Origin of the sequence: Bifidobacterium psychraerophilum, assembly GCF_000741705.1 — a bacterium.
In the GTDB taxonomy this organism is placed as follows: Bacteria; Actinomycetota; Actinomycetes; order Actinomycetales; family Bifidobacteriaceae; genus Bombiscardovia; species Bombiscardovia psychraerophila.
On the sequence record NZ_JGZI01000010.1, the window covers coordinates 683947 to 702079 of the forward strand.

The 18133-nt window shown below is 60.0% G+C and carries 16 protein-coding genes and 1 tRNA gene; 5 read left to right on the forward strand and 12 right to left on the reverse strand.

All coding sequences use genetic code 11. From position 1 onward, the window contains the following. Positions 1-5: 5 nt before the first annotated feature. The 6 genes from BPSY_RS09955 to BPSY_RS09980 form a co-directional block, all read right to left on the reverse strand. Positions 6-1271 (reverse strand): DivIVA domain-containing protein, encoded by a 1266-nt coding sequence (locus BPSY_RS09955; protein WP_033497389.1) that lies wholly within the window; start codon positions 1269-1271, stop codon positions 6-8. Positions 1272-1369: 98 nt separating this feature from the next. Then, positions 1370-1651 (reverse strand): YggT family protein, encoded by a 282-nt coding sequence (locus tag BPSY_RS09960; protein ID WP_033497387.1) that lies wholly within the window; start codon positions 1649-1651, stop codon positions 1370-1372. 115 nt (positions 1652-1766) lie between these two features. Beyond that, the gene (locus tag BPSY_RS09965; protein WP_033497385.1) at positions 1767-2231 is read right to left on the reverse strand and encodes a cell division protein SepF; all 465 of its coding nucleotides are present in this window, start codon (positions 2229-2231) and stop codon (positions 1767-1769) included. A gap of 18 nt (positions 2232-2249) precedes the next feature. After that, a complete protein-coding gene (gene ftsZ, locus BPSY_RS09970) occupies positions 2250-3428 on the reverse strand; it encodes a cell division protein FtsZ (RefSeq protein ID WP_033497383.1) in 1179 nt (392 codons plus the stop codon). Between the two features lie 132 nt (positions 3429-3560). Continuing rightward, positions 3561-4739, reverse strand: a complete 1179-nt coding sequence (gene dusB / locus BPSY_RS09975) for a tRNA dihydrouridine synthase DusB (protein WP_100841104.1) — start codon at positions 4737-4739, stop codon at positions 3561-3563. Continuing rightward, the gene (locus tag BPSY_RS09980) at positions 4726-6243 is read right to left on the reverse strand and encodes a glycine--tRNA ligase (RefSeq protein ID WP_033497381.1); all 1518 of its coding nucleotides are present in this window, start codon (positions 6241-6243) and stop codon (positions 4726-4728) included. The genes dusB and BPSY_RS09980 overlap by 14 nt, the downstream gene beginning before the upstream one ends. Positions 6244-6559: 316 nt before the next feature. On the opposite strand from BPSY_RS09980, the gene thiM reads away from it, so the two are divergent. The 3 genes from thiM (at position 6560) to BPSY_RS09995 (ending at position 8781) form a co-directional block, all read left to right on the forward strand. Further along, positions 6560-7513 (forward strand): hydroxyethylthiazole kinase, encoded by a 954-nt coding sequence (gene thiM / locus BPSY_RS09985; protein ID WP_081884397.1) that lies wholly within the window; start codon positions 6560-6562, stop codon positions 7511-7513. A 46-nt stretch (positions 7514-7559) separates the two neighbouring features. Beyond that, complete coding sequence (locus tag BPSY_RS09990) at positions 7560-8342, forward strand: thiamine phosphate synthase (RefSeq protein WP_238556850.1); 783 nt, start codon at positions 7560-7562, stop codon at positions 8340-8342. 85 nt (positions 8343-8427) lie between these two features. Beyond that, positions 8428-8781 carry a thiamine-binding protein gene (locus tag BPSY_RS09995; RefSeq protein ID WP_033497377.1) on the forward strand — a complete coding sequence of 118 codons (354 nt, stop codon included), beginning with the start codon at positions 8428-8430 and terminating at the stop codon, positions 8779-8781. 141 nt (positions 8782-8922) lie between these two features. Here the strand turns inward: BPSY_RS09995 and BPSY_RS10000 are convergent, their stop codons facing one another. The 6 genes from BPSY_RS10000 to BPSY_RS11200 form a co-directional block, all read right to left on the reverse strand. Then, positions 8923-9714 (reverse strand): isoprenyl transferase, encoded by a 792-nt coding sequence (locus BPSY_RS10000; RefSeq protein WP_033497375.1) that lies wholly within the window; start codon positions 9712-9714, stop codon positions 8923-8925. A 2-nt stretch (positions 9715-9716) separates the two neighbouring features. After that, a complete protein-coding gene (gene recO / locus BPSY_RS10005) occupies positions 9717-10454 on the reverse strand; it encodes a DNA repair protein RecO (RefSeq protein WP_033497373.1) in 738 nt (245 codons plus the stop codon). 88 nt (positions 10455-10542) lie between these two features. Then, the gene (locus BPSY_RS10010; RefSeq protein ID WP_081884398.1) at positions 10543-12258 is read right to left on the reverse strand and encodes an alpha/beta hydrolase family protein; all 1716 of its coding nucleotides are present in this window, start codon (positions 12256-12258) and stop codon (positions 10543-10545) included. Between the two features lie 141 nt (positions 12259-12399). Continuing rightward, positions 12400-13614 carry a flavodoxin-dependent (E)-4-hydroxy-3-methylbut-2-enyl-diphosphate synthase gene (gene ispG, locus BPSY_RS10015; protein WP_051921970.1) on the reverse strand — a complete coding sequence of 405 codons (1215 nt, stop codon included), beginning with the start codon at positions 13612-13614 and terminating at the stop codon, positions 12400-12402. A 95-nt stretch (positions 13615-13709) separates the two neighbouring features. Further along, entirely contained in the window at positions 13710-14876 is a 1167-nt protein-coding gene (dxr, locus tag BPSY_RS10020) for a 1-deoxy-D-xylulose-5-phosphate reductoisomerase (RefSeq protein WP_033497369.1), read from the reverse strand. A 393-nt stretch (positions 14877-15269) separates the two neighbouring features. Then, entirely contained in the window at positions 15270-17072 is a 1803-nt protein-coding gene (locus BPSY_RS11200) for a DivIVA domain-containing protein (RefSeq protein ID WP_051921912.1), read from the reverse strand. A gap of 237 nt (positions 17073-17309) precedes the next feature. Between BPSY_RS11200 and BPSY_RS10030 the strand changes: the two genes are divergently transcribed. Both BPSY_RS10030 and BPSY_RS12125 read left to right on the forward strand, forming a co-directional pair. Beyond that, positions 17310-17383: transfer RNA gene (locus BPSY_RS10030), tRNA-Val, on the forward strand. A gap of 332 nt (positions 17384-17715) precedes the next feature. After that, positions 17716-17997, forward strand: a complete 282-nt coding sequence (locus BPSY_RS12125) for a DUF4145 domain-containing protein (protein WP_157809795.1) — start codon at positions 17716-17718, stop codon at positions 17995-17997. The last annotated feature ends 136 nt before the right edge of the window (positions 17998-18133 follow it).

An 18133-nucleotide genomic window follows, 5' to 3' on the forward strand; every position in this document is an offset into this window, starting at 1 on the left:
TGCAATCAGTGCTGGGAATCCTTGGATCCCTCGGATGGCTGATAGGAGTTGGTCTCGGACACCTGCGAAACAAGCTGTCCGAGGAACTCGGTGAGCCTGCTGCGGTATTCGGACTCGAACTGCTTGAGGCCCTGGATATTGCCCTCGATGACCTTCGACTGGGTGACCAGCTTGTCCTTGACATCGGCGGCATAGCGGTCCGCACCGGTACGGGTTTCCTTGTCGTACTCCTTGGCGCGCTTCTGCACCTCGGACTCGTAGGTATCCGCCTCCGCACGCTTGTGCTTGGAGTAGGTGTCGGCATCGGCATGCGTCTTGGCCGAATAGGCATCGGCTTCAGAATGCACGCGGGTCGAGTAGTTGTCCGCATCGCTGTGCGTGCGCTTCGCATACTCATCAGCCGCGACGTGGGTCCTGTTGGAGTACTCATCCGCCTTGGCGACCATCTCGTCATGCTTGGCCTGACCATCGGCGGTGAGCTCTGCGCCCTTCGCCTTGCCCTTATCGACGTACTGGTCATGCAGCTGCATCGCGAGGGTGAGCATCGCAGTGGCGCGCTCAGGCTCGGAATTAGCATCGGCACCGGCGCCCGCGATCTTCTTGAGGCTTCCGGTCTCCGTCGACGGCTCCATCTTCGAGACCTGCTGGCGAAGCTGCTCTTCACGCTGCTTGGACTCTTCGAGCTGCTTGGAAAGGTTCTGGCTTGCACCGGACTGCTGGTTGAGCTGCTGCTGGAGCTGCACGACCTGCTGCTGCGCTGCCGAAAGCTGCTGCTGCAGACCTTCGCCGCGGCTGCGGATGGAGTCGCGCTCCTGCTGGACGGCGGTGAGCTGGTTGGCCAGAGCCTCGGCATCATTGCCCTTGGCGGCCTGTGCGGTGAGCTGATCGATCTGGTTGTTGAGCTGATCGACCTGCTGCTTCAACTGCTCATTCTGGGACGCCAGAGTCTGTACGCGCTGCTCCGCCTCGGCGAGCTTGGCTCCTGCGTCGGAGCCCTCCGTCTTGCCCGGATTCTCCTTGAGTGCCGCGTTTTCCTTCTGCAAGGACTCCACTTGTGCAGTCAGATCGGAGATCTTCGAGTTCAGCTTCGCCACGTCAGGGCCGAGCGACTGGGTCGAGGCATCGCTTTGCATAGCCTGCTTGCCCAGCACCTGAACGGTGTCGGCTATCTCGTCAAGAAAGTCGTCGACTACATCCTTGTCGTAGCCTTCCTTGAACCTGACTGACGGGATGTAGCGCTCCCTAATATCTTTCGGCGTCAATAGGACCATTGAAATTCCACCCCTTTCGGGCAACATGCATTTGCATTGTTGGTTTCCTTTTCAGCATGCTAGCACGTATACCAGTCCTCATTTGGAAGGCTGGGGTGTTATATGAGCACTTGAAGCACAATCAGGATGAAGTAGAGCACCATGAAACTCAGATCCAGCTGTATGGCGCCGAGCGACAATGGCTTGATGTACCGTCGCAGCCATCTCAGCGGAGGATCGGTCAGTCGGTAGACGATCGAAACCAGCGTCGCCACGAAAGCTTTGGGGTACCAGCGCGGGGAGAGTACGAAGACCCAGTCCAGTATCATGCGCGCGATGAGGATGAAGAGGTATGCGTTAATCGCCCAATCGAGGATATAACGTATGAGTGTAACAAGCATGAGGACAGCGTACCAATGCTCGCTTGACGTTTGCTGTAACCCGGCTGAAGGCGTGTCAGCCGACCGGGAGCGTCGACGATCCCTGGAAACACGCCTGTGCGGGGCTCAGTGCCGTCTAGTCGGCGAAGAGGTCATGCGAGGAGGACTGCCGTTTCGGCTCCTCGACCTTGATGTTGACCTGGGCCGGGCTCAGCAGGAACACACGTGGCGTCACGCGTTCGATCGATCCGCGAACGCCAAAGACCACGCCTGCGGAGAAGTCGACGATGCGATATGCCACAGCCTCCGAAACGCCGGTGAGGTTGAGCACGACCGGCACGCCGTCACGCAAGGCCCTGCCGACCAGCTGTGCATCCTCATAGGATTTCGGATGGATCGTGGTGATGCGGTTCACCCTCCCCTGGAAGGGGCTCGTCTCACGAGATGCGGAGGACGTTGTTGAAGGCGAGATCGGGGTCACCGAATGATCCGAGTCGAAGGAGGACTCCGTCGTTTCCTCCTGCTCGTTCTCGAACTCATCCTCATCAACCACATCAGCCATGCCGAGATACGACATTGCATTCTTCATGAATCCTGCCATGTGTGCTCCTTAGTCGCCTCAGCGCAGAAAATCGGGAATATCGAGATCGCCGGGATCCTGCTGTCCCTGCGGCGTGGGGGCCTGCTCCACAACATCATGTTCCGATGTCTCGTCGGAAAGCGGCTCTTCCTGTGCCGGGGCGGGGCTGCTGGCGCGCTGTGCGGTCAGTGGCGGCACCTCCGGGGTTTTCCGCTGGGCCTGCTGGGCGTCGGCCTGCTGCGCTTCCTCGTCCTTCTTGTTGGGATCGAAGCCCGCTGCGATGACGGTGACGCGAACCTCATCGCCGTAGGCGTCATCAAGGGCGAGGCCCCAGATGATCTGAGCCTCGGGATGGATTGCATCCTGCACGAGTTGCGCCGCCGCCGAAGCCTCCTGCATCGACAGGTCGGTCGGACCTGCGACATTGATCAGCGCACCATGCGCGCCTTCGATGCTTTCTTCGAGCAGGGGCGAGCTGATGGCGATCTCCGCGGCCTGCGTGGCCCGGTCCTCGCCCCTGGCCGCGCCGATGCCGAAGAGTGCCGTACCGGCATCCTTGAGGATCGCGGTCACATCCGAGAAATCCACGTGGATGTAGGAATTCATCGTGATCAGGTCCGTGATGCCCTGCACGCCTGCAAGCAGTGCGGTATCGGCCGTTTTGAACGCATCTATGACGCTGACGGTCCGATCGGAGAGATCCAGCAGACGGTCATTCGGTATGACGATGAGCGCATCGACCTCTTTGCGCAGATTCTCGATACCCGACTCCGCGGAGGAGGCACGACGCGGACCTTCAAAGGTGAATGGTCGCGTAACCACCGCGATGGTCAGGGCCCCAAGCTGTCGGGCGGCTCGCGCCACCAATGGGCTGGCCCCCGTTCCGGTGCCGCCGCCTTCACCTGCGGTCACGAACACCATGTCGGAACCTTTGATGGCCTCTTCTATATCCGACTGATGGTCCTGGGCCGCCTTGGCGCCCTTCTCCGGATCGGCGCCGGCGCCGAGTCCGCGACTCGAATTGTCAGAAAGCGAGATTTTGACATCGGCTTCCGATCGCAGCAAGTCCTTGGCATCGGTATTCACGGCCACGAATTGGACGTTCTGCAGCCCCTCAGCGATCATGCGATTGACCGCATTACCACCAGCTCCTCCGACACCGACGACCTTAATGCTGGTCTTGTCGTTGAAATTGTCAGTCTGGGCAATCTCGCTCACAGTATGCTCCTGTCACTCACGGTTAGACTCACTCTATCGCAGTTCCGGCACGCATTGATGGCAATTTCCGCGTGTTTGCGTGGATTTTCTCTCATCTCACCGGCCTTCCCCTCATCTCGCGCTTTCCCCAACTCAATACGATGCATCCATCGGATCGTCACCGAACAGCGATTCCCGTCCTTCGACGGATAATTCTCGCGAATCCAACCAACCATACGGAAGATGAACCTTTTTCGCATATCGCACACGCCCGCGCGGTTTGTCCGCTATGGCCTCCGGGAAGGGAACATCAGCGTCCAGCTGCCCGACGTTGCGGTCGATGTCCTCAAGCGATTCGGACTCCATGAATGATCTGCGAACCGATCCCCCGACCGGGAAACCCTTGAGATACCAGGCCACATGCTTACGCAGATCATGCACCGCCATCTGCTCGTCGCCGTCGTAGAACTCCGTGAGCAGGCGCGCGTGACGCGCGATCACGGCCCCGACCTCCCCCAGCGTCGGATTGACCCTCTCCGGTGAACCGGCGAAAGCGTTCCTGATGTCCGCGAAAAGCCATGGACGCCCTTGGCATCCCCTGCCGATGGCAACACCGGCACATCCGGTCTGCCGCATCATGTTCACAGCATCCTGGGCGCTCCAGATATCCCCGTTGCCGAATACCGGGATGTCAAGGGATTGCGTCAGCTCGGCGATTCGCTGCCAATCCGAATGTCCGCCGTAATACTCGGCGGTGGTGCGCGCATGAAGCGTCACCGCGGCGCAACCCTCATCCTGCGCGATACGACCGGCGTCCAGGAAGGTCTCATGTTCATGGTCGATGCCCACACGGATCTTGGCGGTCACCGGAATGCCCGCAGGCTCGCACACCGACACCACACGACGCACGAGTTCGGCGAAGACATCAAGCTTCCAAGGCAGGGCCGAACCACCTCCACGGCGGGTGACCTTGGGGACGGGGCAACCGAAGTTCAGGTCGACATGATCCGCCATCCGATTGTCGACCACCATCCGTGCGGCCTGCTCGACGATGCCGGGATTCACGCCGTAGAGCTGTAAGGATCTTGGGTCTTCGCTGGGAGCGAAACGACACAGACGGAGTGCCTTCGGGTTGTTCGCCACGAGGGCCCTGGCCGTGATCATCTCGGCCACGTACAGGCCCTGCGGTCCGTACTGCTCGCACAGCAGCCTGAAAGGCCAGTTCGTCACACCCGCCATCGGCGACAGCATGACTGGGACCGGAACATCGATGGGCCCCAGTTTCACCCCGGCGACGGCATCCGTCACACTCAAAGAATCAGTAATTGCCACCAGCTTCGGCCACCTTTACCGGGGCGGACTCGTCCTGCCCCGCTTCGTTCTCAACGTCGACCGCGCCATCAGCGGCACGGGCACCTGTTATCTGCGCAGGCCCTTCAGGATACTTCACACGCTTTTCCTTGATGCGGTCATTCACGAAATCGGCGACCTTGTCCAGGGAGATGCGCTGCTGCTCCATGCTGTCACGATCGCGTACGGTCACCGCCTGGTCATCGACCGTGTCGAAGTCGACGGTGATGCACACGGGTGTACCGATCTCATCCTCACGACGGTAGCGACGTCCGATGGCACCGGCCTCGTCGTAATCGATCATCCAGTCATGCTGGCGCAGATCCGCGGCGAGATTGTGTGCGATGTCCTGCAGCGCGGGCTTCTTCGACAGCGGAAGCACGGCGGCCTTCACCGGGGCGAGCCTCGGATCGAGGTGCAACACGGTGCGCTTGTCAACGCCACCCTTGGTGTTCGGAGCCTCGTCGACGTCGTAGGCATCCACCAGGAAGGCCATCAGCGAACGCGTCAATCCGGCCGCGGGTTCAATGACGTACGGCACGTAGCGTTCGCCTGTCGCCTGATTGAAATAGCTCAGGTCCTCACCGGAATGCTCGGCATGGGAGCTCAGATCGAAGTCGGTACGATTCGCGACGCCCTCAAGCTCGCCCCACTCGGAACCCTGGAATCCGAAACGGTATTCGAGGTCGACGGTCCGCTTGGCGTAATGTGCCAGCTTCTCCTTGGGATGCTCATAATGACGGAGATTCTCCGGGTTGATGCCCAGGTCGGTGTACCAGCGGGTGCGCGTATCGAGCCAATACTGGTGCCACTGCTCATCGGTGCCCGGCTCCACGAAGAATTCCATCTCCATCTGCTCGAACTCACGGGTGCGGAAGATGAAGTTTCCGGGCGTGATCTCGTTGCGGAAGCTCTTGCCCATATTCGCGATGCCGAAGGGCGGTTTGGAGCGGGAGGATCCCATGACGTTCTTGAAGTCCACAAAGATGCCCTGTGCCGTTTCGGGCCGCAGGTAATGCAGGCTATGGTCGTCCTGCACCGGACCGAGGTGGGTCTGGAGCATCATGTTGAAATCCCGAGGTTCGGTCCAGTTGCCCTTGGTGCCGCAATCCGGGCATGGAATGTCCTTCAGGCCATTCTCGGGGGCATGGCCATGCTTCTCCTCATAGGCCTCCTCCAAGGTGTCCGCACGATGGCGCTTATGGCAGGACAGGCACTCGATCAGAGGATCGTTGAAGACGGACACATGTCCGGAAGCCACCCACACCGGGGTGGGCAGGATCACCGAGGTGTCCACGCCGACCACATCGCCGCGCGTGACCACCATCGAGCGCCACCACTCCCGCTTGATGTTGTCTTTCAGAGCCACTCCGAGTGGGCCGTAATCCCACGCCGATCTCGTACCGCCATAGATCTCCCCCGCAGGGAACACGAAGCCACGACGCTTCGCCAGGGACACCACCGCATCGAGTTTGGATTCAGCCACGGAACACCTTCTGTTGAGATTTTTTCAAGGGTTTTGACTCGATAGAGTCTATAGCGAGACTCTGACACCCTTCCCGACGCACGATGCACCGGTGACCGCGCGCCATACGGAGCTTTCCCGGAGCTGTTTCCACAAGGTGCCCGACCGCGCCCGCGCTCATCCGATGGTGGGCGGTTTCGGTGCTGTCCAAGGGTTTTCATATGGTTCAGATGCACATGCAGGGGCACTCGGAAGAGTTGAGATGGCACGATGTCACGACGGCATCAGGTCAGTCCCTTCGAACCTGTTGGTTAAGACCATCGTAGGGAGACATGAAATGTCTGATTCCACATCATCCGCAGCATCTTCATCCACGGCATCCTCTCCGACGACCCAGCTGGCATCGGCGAAGCCGCTTGAGGCCGATCACCCGATCCGCAAGGCGATCGAGCAGGCCGCCCGTCAGGTACGCCGGCAAACACCGCTTGCACAGTCCTTCACCAATTTCGTCACCATCAACCTCGTGGCCAACGCCCAACTGGCGGTCGGAGGCACGGCAGCCATGAGTTATCTGCCGGATGACATCGCCGATGTCAGTGCCATCGCCGGAGCCACCTACATCAACGTCGGCACACTGCTGCCATTCTTCGCCGAAGCCCTGCCGCAGATCGCGAAAGACCTCAACGCTTCGGCCAAACCCTGGGTTCTGGACCCGGTCGCGGCAGGACTCGGCAATACGCGCACGTCGATTCTGCGCTCCTTCAAGGAGAATCCCCCGACGATCGTGCGTGGCAACGCCTCCGAGATCATCGCACTCACCCACATGTGGGATTTGGATATGGGCGCGAAACAGGCCGATGATGCCGATGGGACAAGCCGTCCGGCAGGCGTCGAATCCGTCGACGATGTGGATCAGGCACGGAACGCGGCCGTGACATTGGCCCGTTTCCTGTCATCACGCAGCGCCACCGGCACGGCGGCGGTCGCGGTATCCGGGGCGGTTGATCTGGTAACCGATGGCGCGAAGGTGTATCGCCTCCCGGGAGGCAGCGAATTGATGACGAAGATCACCGGAGCGGGATGCTCCCTGGGTGGGGTCACCGGCACCTATCTTGCGGTTTGCGATCCGATCACCGCAGCCATCGCCGCATCCGTCCACTTCAATTGCGCCTCGCAGACCGCCGCCGAAACGGCGACCGGACCGGGCTCATTCCAGACGGCCTTCCTCGATGCACTCTGGAATACCAGTGCGACGGACATCGCCAAGGGCGCTATTCTCATCGCCGAGTGACACCTCGGCACGGCACATCCCATCCGTGACAATCTAAGGAAGATGTATGGATACGCAGCATTCCCCATCACCACAAGCAGCAGACGTCCCTCGCCTCTCAGTGCCCTCGCCAGCCTTTGCTTCGATGCGCGGCAGCTTCGACCTGTCGGCATATCTGGTGCTCGGCCCTGATGACACCCACGGCCGGGCAGTGGAGGATATCGTCGCGGCGGCACTGCGGGCGGGCATCACCTTCGTGCAGTTGCGCGCCAAACACTCGGATGCCTCAGAAATCATCGATATGGCGGGACGCATCGCCCGCACGATAGCCGATGCGGGCAAGAGTGCCACGGTCCCCCTGGTCATCGACGACCGTCTGGACGCCACCTGGCAGGCCCGGTGCGAAGGCATCAAAGTGGATGGCGTCCACGTCGGGCAAACGGATATCAGCGTCGAATACTGCCGCACCCTGCTGGGCCCGGATGCGATCGTCGGCCTTTCGGCGAATACGGAGCACCTCATCGATGTGGTCAACGCCCTCCCCGAGGGTGTCATCGATTATGTTGGCGCGGGGCCTGTTCATCCGACGATCAGCAAAGCGGATGCCGGTATTGATGAAAACGGCGTCGCGCACAACCTGGAGATCGAAGGCATCAGACGGCTGTCCGAAATCAGCGGCTATCCCGTTGTCGCGGGCGGGGGCGTGACCGCGGCGGACATGCCCGAGTTGGCCCGCACCAAAGTGGCGGGGTGGTTCGTCATCTCAGCCATCGCGGGCAAGGCGGATCCCGAACTGGCCACCAGGGAACTCATCGAGGCCTGGAAGCAAGCGAAGCGGCAGCATGCATAGAATCTAGGCAGAGACTCATTCAGCGATCAGCCGCACGATCGGCACGAATGCGGAGCACACCAGCACACCCATCAAGGAGACGATTATGGAATCACCACAGGAACAGCAGACAACGGATGCCGGCAAACCATACATCAATACCGTAGCCGCACTGTGCATCGCACCGAGCGGAGTCGGCGATGAGTTGTCGGAATACGTGGCACAGGCCGTAGCCACCATACGGGACTCCGGTCTTCCCAACGAGACCAACGCCATGTTCACCAATATCGAAGGCGATCTCGATGAGGTGCTCGAAGTCGTGCGCGCCGCCACGATGAAGCTGGCAGGGCAGGGTTATCGCACGGGAGTCACCTTGAAGCTCGATATCCGCCCGGGATTCAAAGGGCAGCTCACCCGCAAGCCGCAATTGGTGGATGAGATCCTCGATAAGCGTCAGTGAACCCCACTGAACGCGGCTGAAACGACAGCGCCGCCTCATCAGGGTGATTTCGGACGTATCACGGTCCGGCATCATCCAGATGAGGCGGCTCTCTGATTTCAGGGAGACTATGGCTTCACCGGAATTATGGCTTCAAGTGGATTATGACTTCACCCCACCGAAACGGCGGTCGCGATGAATGTAATCGTCGATCGAGCGCCACAACACGTCGCGGCCGCAATCGGGGAAGAGTTCGTCAACGAAGTCGAGTTCCGAATAAGCAGCCTCCCAAGGCAGGAAATTGCTGGTGCGCTGCTCGCCCGAAGTGCGGATGACCAGATCGCAGTCCGGAATATCCGGGTTGTAGAGATGCTCGGCGATCATCTTCTCAGTGACCCTGCCGCCCTTGATCTTTCCTGATGCGACCTCTTTGGCGATGGCGCTCGCCGCATCCGCGATCTCCGCACGTCCACCGTAATTGATGCAGAACACCACATCGATAACCGAATTGTTCCTGGTGCGCTCCATCGCGACATCCAGCTCGTCGATCACTGACTTCCAGAGTTTCGGCCTTCTGCCCGACCAGCGCACACGCACACCCCACTCATCCATCTGCGCGACGCGGCGGTGGATGATATCGCGTGAGAATCCCATCAGAAAGCGGACTTCCGACGGACTCCTCTTCCAATTCTCCGTCGAGAAGGTATACAGGCTCAGATACCTGACCCCGGCTTCGATGGCACCTGCGATCGTGTCGAACACCACCGGTTCGGCCGCCTGATGGCCTTTGGTGCGTTCCAGTCCGCGCTGTTTGGCCCAACGCCCGTTACCGTCCATGATGACGCCCACATGCTGCGGTACCGCGCCCTTCGGAAACTCAGGGATCCGAGATCGGTCGGAGAAGGGTGCTGCCGGTATATCCAAGGAGGTGTAGTCGACCTGTTCAAAGCTCATGGTCACGAATCTAACAAGCGCAGTGAACGAATAGGACGCTCCAGATAATATTCGCCCCATTCCTCAACAATACGGTCGCATTGCCGGAGTCCGACCTCCTCCACATCACCGATAGCGTCCAGGACCGACCAATCGCCTGCGACCAGTGCCGCGATAAGACCCCGGCAGGGGGCGCTTACACGCCTGGCCTCGGGAGTACGGTCGTTGACGCACATCACGCCTCCGGCCGGAACCGAGAAGAAGTCGATATCCTCTCTGGCCCCGCAGACCACGCATGCGTCGAGTCTCGGCAACCAGCCCGCGAGCGCCAACGCCCTCATCACATACGAGGCGCTGATGACATGCGCCTGATGCCGCCCTTGGGCGAGCGAGGCCAACGCGGCAATGAGCAGGCCGTACTGTTCGGTGGCGGATTCATGCTCCGTGCTGACGAGCTTGTCCATCGTTTCGAGGATGACCGCGCCATTGGCATAGGAGTCGTAATCGGCGCATATCGGATCCGCATAGGTCGCGATGCTTGCGGCCTGGGCGATCCTGTCGAGGCTTCTGCCCTGCGCCACCAGAACATCCGCCCTCATGAAGGGTTCAAGTCTTGCGCCGAATTTCGATTTGGTACGTCGCACGCCTTTGGCGACCGCACGGATCTTACCGTGCCGTTTGGTCAGCAGGGTGATGATGCGGTCCGCCTCGCCCAGTTTTACCGTGCCCAGCACCACACCTTCGTCACGATATGTGGCCACGGCCCACCTCCCTGTCAGCTTTCGACACTACAACAGTCGGGCCTCGCCTCGTGGGATGGGCATGCCGCTTTCCTTTACCAGATGAACATTAATAGACGAACATGCCCCAGAAGGCGAAGACCAGCAGGATGCAGAACATCGCGATCGCCGTGACCACGAACAAGGCTCTGCCCAATCGCGTTGAGGCCAGGACGGGTTTCGCCTTCTGCTCCCGGATCATCGACTCCTCCTCGGCGGAGAGCTCCTTGCCTTTGCCACCCTGATGAACCTTGGTCAGCCCTCGCAGCGATGCCACCTCGAACAGACGTCCGAAGATCCTCGACCAGGCCCAGACCACCAGCGTGGATACGATCTGGATAACCGGCCAGCTCCAATAGATCATTCCCGCAGGTTCCGGGGCCCCTCCCCAGGCGAGCTTCACCACCCCCACGGCCACCTGTCCGAGTCCCGATATGAACAGCACCAGGGTCGCCAAGGTGGTACCGGTTATCATCAGCAGGATGCCGCCGAAACCGTGCGCGAAGCCAAGCGAGCGCCCTTTGCGTTTGATCATGCATTTGACTTTGGAGACCAGCGCGATGATGGAAAGCACGATGGAGGCCAGCATGAACAGCAGAGCCGCCGCATGCACGCCGATCATATAAATGGTCAGGGTCGGCCGTGCATGCAGATCGGTGGGTACCGCGATGGATTGCCTGATCGTTTCGCCGGCCACCCGTTCGGTGGTCTGTGTGAGGTCATTGACCTGCCCGACGGCCCAGTTCGTCATATCCTCCGGATAATGATCGGCCAGCGGGGTTCCTGATTCGGCTTCGTCACCAAGACGCAGGACGTGGTTCGCCACCGGATAGTTGCGCACCGTCACGTTCCAGTTCCCGGCCTGATGGGCCAGCTTCAGTATCTCCTGGGTTCCCTCGACCTGGGCCGTCATCACATCCTTGGAACCATACGCCACGAAGGTGGGGATCGCATACGCGCTCGCCTTCATCGTATCGATGTCGATGTTGTTCAGACCGAAGAGGGCGGCATCGGTGCTGAATAACCGACGCACGATCGATTGGTACCCCGGGTTCGCTCCCACCAGGGCGAAATCCTGTGCCGCCAGGAAACCCAAGGAGTGCCGAGGCGAATTCACCATCGGACTGAGCAGGATCTGGAATGCTATCTTCTTGTCCTGTTCAAGAAGATACGCGCTGATCCAGGTGCTCTCGCTGGTCGCGTATATGCCCACCTTGTCCGGGTTCACATTGTCCTGCTCGCGCAGATATTGCACCGCCTGCTCATACGCCTTGGCCGAGGCGGGATAGTCACGGGTCAGATCACTGGTATTCCATACGGGTTTGTCGATCACCACAGTGACGAAACCGGTGGAGGACAGATCATTGGCGACATCCCCGAAGGAATTGTCACTCGTCCCGTATCCGGCTCCATGCATGAACACCACGGCCGGCAGTTTTCCGCTTGCCCCGACGGGCTCCCTGATCAGCATGCTGATGCGCTGCTTGTCCCCGGTGGATTCCTGCGTGGCGGTAAACCACTCGTGATGTTCCTTGACCTTGTAATCGCCCTTCTTGCTCAGATGCACCTGATTGGGGTTGGAGAAGGACACGCTCGTATCCGAGGTCAGCGTGGCGACGCTCTGGTTCGTCGGCTCGTTGTTCCAAGGCACCGTGGTGATGTGGGACACCGAAGTGAGGATGCCGATCATCATGATGAAAATGGGAAGGCTGACCATCAACCGCCTTGACCGGCTCCACGGTCTGCTCGCCTTAGCTGTATATTCATCATTCGACACGGGAGACATTCTAACCGCACAGCCCGTACACCAGCCCGGGAAGCCGGAACCACCGGGCGATGCCGGACGTCCTGCCGAGGCATGGGATCCCGGCGTCAGACTGCAAAACACCGGGATTGCAGGCGATTCAGGAGCGTGCGCGCTCGCCTGTTATGACATGTGGGAGTGTTGCGGAATAATCGGCACCACGATCGGCCCACCGGCAACGGAACCTCCAAGCGACCCTTCAATGGAGCCATCCGAGGCGGCGCTGGCGGGAACCGCGGCATCGGTGGCCTGCTGCATATGGTCGGCTATCGCATGCGCCCGTTCGAGTAATGTGGCGACGATGCGATCCTCGGGAACCGTTTCGACTACCTCGCCCTTGATGAAGATCTGTCCTTTCCCGTTGCCGGAGGCGACTCCCAGATCAGCCTCCCGCGCCTCGCCGGGCCCGTTGACGATGCATCCCATCACTGCCACGCGGATCGGCGCCTTGATGTCCTTCAATCCATCGGTCACCGCATTCGCCAACTCAATGACGTCGACCTGCGCCCTGCCGCAACTGGGGCAGGAAATGATGTCAAAATGCCGTTCGCGCAGACCCAGATATTCGAGCACCTTGCATCCGACCTTGACCTCCTCCACAGGTGGTGCGGAGAGTGAAACCCGTATGGTGTCCCCAATGCCCTCGGCCAGCAGCACACCGAATGCCAGACACGACTTGATGGTGCCCTGCCATTGCGGTCCGGCTTCGGTGACGCCCAGATGCAGCGGCCAGTCACCCTGCCGCGCCAGCAGACGATAGGTGCGGATCATCGTCACCGGATCGTGGTGCTTGACGGAAATCTTGAAATCGTGGAAGCCGACCTCTTCGAACATCCGGGCTTCCTTCACCGCTGACGCGACCAGTGCCTGGGGCGTCGGGCCACCGTACTTCGCGTAGATGTCCTTATCCAGGCTTCCGGCGTTCACACCGATACGCAGGGATATGCCCGCCTGTGTGGCCGCCTCGCAGATGGAGGACCCCACCTCATCGAATTTGCGGATGTTACCGGGATTCACGCGCACGGCCGCGCATCCCGCATCGATCGCCTGGAAGACGTATTTGCTTTGGAAGTGCACATCGGCGATCACCGGTATCGGGGAATGCCTCACGATTGCCGCGAGCGCATCCGAATCGTCCTGACTGGGTACCGCGACGCGCACGATGTCGCATCCCGCGGCGGCGAGTTCGGCGATCTGCTGCAGTGTGGCATTCACATCGGAGGTTTTCGTATTCGTCATGGATTGCACCGAAATCGGCGCGCCCCCACCGACAGGGACCGGGCCGACCATGATGCGCCTGGAGTGACGCCGCTCGCTGAGCGCTTCGTCGGTCGGCATGGATGCCGCAGTGGTCTTGCGGAATGCGCCGGGCTCCCCACTGATGCCCTTCACGGCACTACCGGTGCCATGACTGCCATTGTCACGCTGATCGTTCATCTGCTCTCCCCTATCACCGCATCCGCGGCCTCCCGAGCCTGACCTTCGATGTCGAGCATCTCCTCGACATCCGCAAGGGCGGCACCCGAATCGAAATGCGCATCCATCCGATCAAGTACCTCAGTGACCGTCTCGATAATGCCCAGATACGGGAGGCGGTGTTCGAGGAAGGCTTTGACCGCCTGCTCATTGGCCGCATTCATGGCGGCCGTATGCTTCTCGGAGGCGGCAAGGGCCTGTCTCGCCAGGCGCACCGCGGGGAATGCGACATCATCCACTGCTTCGAACGTCCATTGGCTGGCCTGCGACCAATCGCAGGGGGATGCGACATCGGGCATCCGGGCCGGCGCAGACAGACCGAGCGCTATCGGCAGTCTCATATCCGGTGGCGAGGCCTGGGCGATAACCGCTCCATCGCGGAACTCGACCATCGAATGCACGATGGACTGCGGGTGAACGGTCACGTCGATGTGTGCCTGATCGATGTCGAACAGACGGCTGGCTTCGATGACCTCAAGACCTTTGTTCATCATATTGGAGGAGTTGATGGTGACCACCGGCCCCATGCTCCAGGTTGGATGCCGTAAGGCCTGCTCCGGTGTGATGTTCCGCATCTCTTCCCGAGACCAGCCACGAAAGGGCCCACCCGAGGCCGTGATGATCAGCTTCGAAACCTCGTCGCGTCGGCCTGAACGCATGGACTGCCATACCGCGGAATGTTCAGAATCCACCGGGTTGATCTGATCCCTGCGAATCTGCGCGTCAAAAAGCAGATGACCGCCGGCGACAACCGACTCCTTATTCGCCAGGGCCAGTTGTGCACCCGATTGCAAGGCCGCGATGGAGGGCCGCAGACCCACAGACCCCGTTATGCCGTTCAGCACTACATCCGCACCGCAGCCAGCGACATCGGCGACCGCGTCCTCCCCCACCAGAATGCGCGTTCCTACGACGCCGAGCTGCGCCAGCGCCTCATCGAGCGCTGGGGCTGCCGAAGGCGATGAGAGCGCCACGGTAGGCACGTTGAATCGTGCTACTTGCTGTGCAAGCAGCGGAATCCGTGCGCCGCCAGCGGCAAGGGCGAGAATGTCGAAGCGATCACGATGGCGGGCGATGACATCCAGGGCCTGGGTGCCGATCGAACCGGTGGATCCGAGAAGCACGAGGCTCCGGGGACTGTCGCTTACTGGTGGGAGTGGGTCCGAGGGATGCGGGGCATTCGATACAAGCGAATCCTGAACGTGGTGGGTAGTAGTCACCGGCGACCTCCGACTGTGGCATGCGTATGGCATCGATTACACATCACTGTGCACGCTATCGTGGGTGCTTCGTCGGGATAGCAATCATTATTGACACGATGTACACATCAATGTGCGGGCTCTGTGACGACCGCTCGCCCACGACACGACAGTCCGATTCACCGCCACTCGGGCGCAGGGCCCGTATACGCAAGAGTCCCACCCGGACAGCGCCGAATGGGACATGTGTTGCTTTGGATCTGTTGTGCCGCGTGCCGAAAGGATATGCCCTTTATGGCACTGCGTATCGCCGTGAAGCTACTCTGCGGGCTTATCCGTTGCGGATGACTCTCCGCTCTGCTTCGGCGCATCCGACTCATCGTTGTCGAAACTGGGGAAGGACAGATCAGGGATGTCCAGATCGACTTTGGGGAAGGTGGAGCTGTCAAGCAGGGAGGTCAGCTGGGCCAAGTACTGATCCGGATCCTCGCGCTTGTCCGGAACAGGAGTTGATTGGCCAGCGCCCTGTGTGGCAGCGTCACCCGTCTGCGGGCGTGATGCAGCGGATGCATCAGTTGCCTGTGACGGGAAGACCTGAGCGGGGGCTGATTGCTGCGTGTCCTGCCGACCTGTCTGTGCGGACCAGGAGTTTTGCGGGGCATCGCCACGAGACGGCGATTCCTGGGCCGGCTGTGCCTGTGAGGACCGGGCGAATGGGTTGACCGGTGTCGAAGCGCTCTGCTGCCCGTTATCCGAGGATGGGCTCGGTGCCGTCTGGCGGGTCCCCGTGGCGGGCTGCTCCGGCTTCCATGAACGAGGCTGCGCTTCGTTGAAGCTCAACGGATCGAATTGTTCGGTTGCGGCATCCTCCACCTCGAAACGCTGCTGTGCGGCCGCGGCGATGGCATCACCCTTGGGTGCGGCAGCTGCGCTTTGATTCACCTGTGTCGCCTGGGCATCCTGGCCATAGCCGGATGGGAGGGCGGCGCTCTCGTTGGAGACCGCCTGGGTGGCGGCTTCCTGGGACGGCGTGGACTGTGATGGTGCCGGCTCCGAGTGGTCGTGATGAACCTGGGCAAGGGCCGCGAGTGATGCGTTCGACGATGCCGGAGTTGCACCGGACGCCGCGACTCCCGCAACGCCAGACGCAGCACCCGCTGCACCCGAAGCTCCCGAAGCCTGGAAGATCGCTTTCTCGGCCGCATTCAGACGGTTGAAATCGTCGACCGAATCCTTTTCGTCGGCAGCGGGGGTCTCCTGGACAGGCTGCCCGAAGGCCATGGCCGCCTCTTCGGCATGCTCGGGTGCGAAGCCCTGGGGATGCTCCTCCTGCGAATGTCCGTTGTTACGGCCTGCCATGTCGAACAGAGGTGCGACCACCTGCGTTGCGCCATTGTTCAGGGAAGACTGTGAGGGGATGAAGCTGGTGGCCTCCGCAGAGGTATCCGCGGCAAGGTGTTGACGGGCCTCATCATCCGCCGGTGTGTAATCGTTGACCCTGATATAAGACTCGACGCGGGAAAGCAACTGAATGGCGAAGTTCAGGAAGTAATCCACCTGACGCTCATCGTATCCACGCTTGCCCCTGCTTTGGGTAAAGATGACGTTGGATACCCGCTTGGCGTTGAGATCGACCAGATCCTTGGCATCTTCGGAGTCGTGATCCTGATTCAGATCGACGGACAGTTTCCTGGAAATCTGATCGATCAGACGATCTACCTGTTTGCGTTTGTATGATGGGCGTTTCGGCTCACCCTCTTTGAACCGTTCCCCCAACAGACGCGAGGCGTGCTCACTGTATCTGCGGAACATGGATTCCGTCTCCGCCCGCCAGGCGACGCGGCCATGTTCGTTGAGCTCCCACGTTGTCCGCTTATCGACCACGGCACGTTCCAAACGCGCCAGCGTGGCATCGACCTGCGAGATGACATAGCCGTTCTTCTTGAGCTCGAAGGAGACATTCTGGATGTCGTCCTGACCAAGGCGTGGTTCATCGCTTTCATACAGGGCGTGAGCACGTTCGAGGAAAGCATCGACCTGTCCCGTGTCATAACCCCACTTGCGCTTGCCAGCGCGTGCGATCACAGATCCACGTTTCTCGGCATCCGGCTCTTGCGCCATAGGACATCGACCTCCCGCCCATCAGGGCATCAGACTCAGACAATCCAACATTACGTGATTGTTGCGACTCATTCAGTAAAGCACAATCAACACCAGGAAAACGAACATCGGCTGAAGCAAAGCTGTGAAGGCCCTGCATCGAGGCCACACTTCCCGTCCGCCATCAATATCCTACGCACCGTGTTTCCTGGGCGCGTTGTGCAAGCGCTCCAGTGATACGCTATTGTAGTTCGTTGCGGGCGATTAGCTCAGTTGGCTAGAGCGCCACCTTTACACGGTGGATGTCGGGGGTTCGAGCCCCTCATCGCCCACCCACAAATACCGGCTGAAAACGTTGAGATAACAACGGTTTCAGCTTTTCTTTTTGCCCACAATCTTCCATTCTGCCCACATCTAGCCCACTTGCTTTGACAGCTCTGTCTATAGCAGCGGACACATGGTCCGGATCCGAGTCGAACAGATCCGCGTAAATGTCCAAGGTCATCCACGCACTGTTATTCCCCAGCATGCGCGTCGCGACGCCTTAACGTTCGCTCAGGTATGCACGGCTCTGGAAGCCTGCCATATGCCTCAGATCATACGGAGACACCATAGGCAAACCCGCACGACGCAAGGCGGATACATACGAAGTTCTGTTATGCCCATGTCCTGTTATGCAGATCACTCACGGACTGCTCGTGAATCGGGTTGCCCGACGGTTCCAGGAACAACAGTTCATTCCCACCGAGCCGCGGTTCTGCTCGCGAGAGCGACAGTTCAATCAATAACCAAGGATAAAGGTATTCATACCAAAAACCTTTATGGCGACATCGAGAATGTGGCTGATGAAAACATCATCACTAGCCAACTCAAAGAGAAAGCGTATGCAATTCGATTCCTGGTTAGCGACACGGCTGACGGCGATCTAGAAACCCCCAGTGGATGAGCATGATGCATCGCACATCCTCGGATTCCTGGATATGTTGCTTGACTACATCTATCAGCAACCGATCGCCATACAGAAACGTCAAGACCTCAGAAAGAAGCGCAAGCAGGCCCACACTCGTAAGGTTTAACTTGTT

What these genes read in the sequence shown, in the direction of transcription:
- BPSY_RS11200 (WP_051921912.1), bottom strand. Translation starts at nt 17,072, where the DNA reads ATGGCGCAAGAGCCGGATGCCGAGAAACGTGGATCTGTGATCGCACGC.
- BPSY_RS10000 (WP_033497375.1), bottom strand. Translation starts at nt 9,714, where the DNA reads ATGAGCTTTGAACAGGTCGACTACACCTCCTTGGATATACCGGCAGCA.
- ispG (WP_051921970.1), bottom strand. Translation starts at nt 13,614, where the DNA reads ATGCCGACCGACGAAGCGCTCAGCGAGCGGCGTCACTCCAGGCGCATC.
- BPSY_RS09990 (WP_238556850.1), top strand. Translation starts at nt 7,560, where the DNA reads ATGGATACGCAGCATTCCCCATCACCACAAGCAGCAGACGTCCCTCGC.
- BPSY_RS12125 (WP_157809795.1), top strand. Translation starts at nt 17,716, where the DNA reads ATGTCCTGTTATGCAGATCACTCACGGACTGCTCGTGAATCGGGTTGC.
- BPSY_RS09955 (WP_033497389.1), bottom strand. Translation starts at nt 1,271, where the DNA reads ATGGTCCTATTGACGCCGAAAGATATTAGGGAGCGCTACATCCCGTCA.
- BPSY_RS09960 (WP_033497387.1), bottom strand. Translation starts at nt 1,651, where the DNA reads ATGCTTGTTACACTCATACGTTATATCCTCGATTGGGCGATTAACGCA.
- BPSY_RS09965 (WP_033497385.1), bottom strand. Translation starts at nt 2,231, where the DNA reads ATGGCAGGATTCATGAAGAATGCAATGTCGTATCTCGGCATGGCTGAT.
- BPSY_RS09995 (WP_033497377.1), top strand. Translation starts at nt 8,428, where the DNA reads ATGGAATCACCACAGGAACAGCAGACAACGGATGCCGGCAAACCATAC.
- BPSY_RS10010 (WP_081884398.1), bottom strand. Translation starts at nt 12,258, where the DNA reads ATGTCTCCCGTGTCGAATGATGAATATACAGCTAAGGCGAGCAGACCG.
- thiM (WP_081884397.1), top strand. Translation starts at nt 6,560, where the DNA reads ATGTCTGATTCCACATCATCCGCAGCATCTTCATCCACGGCATCCTCT.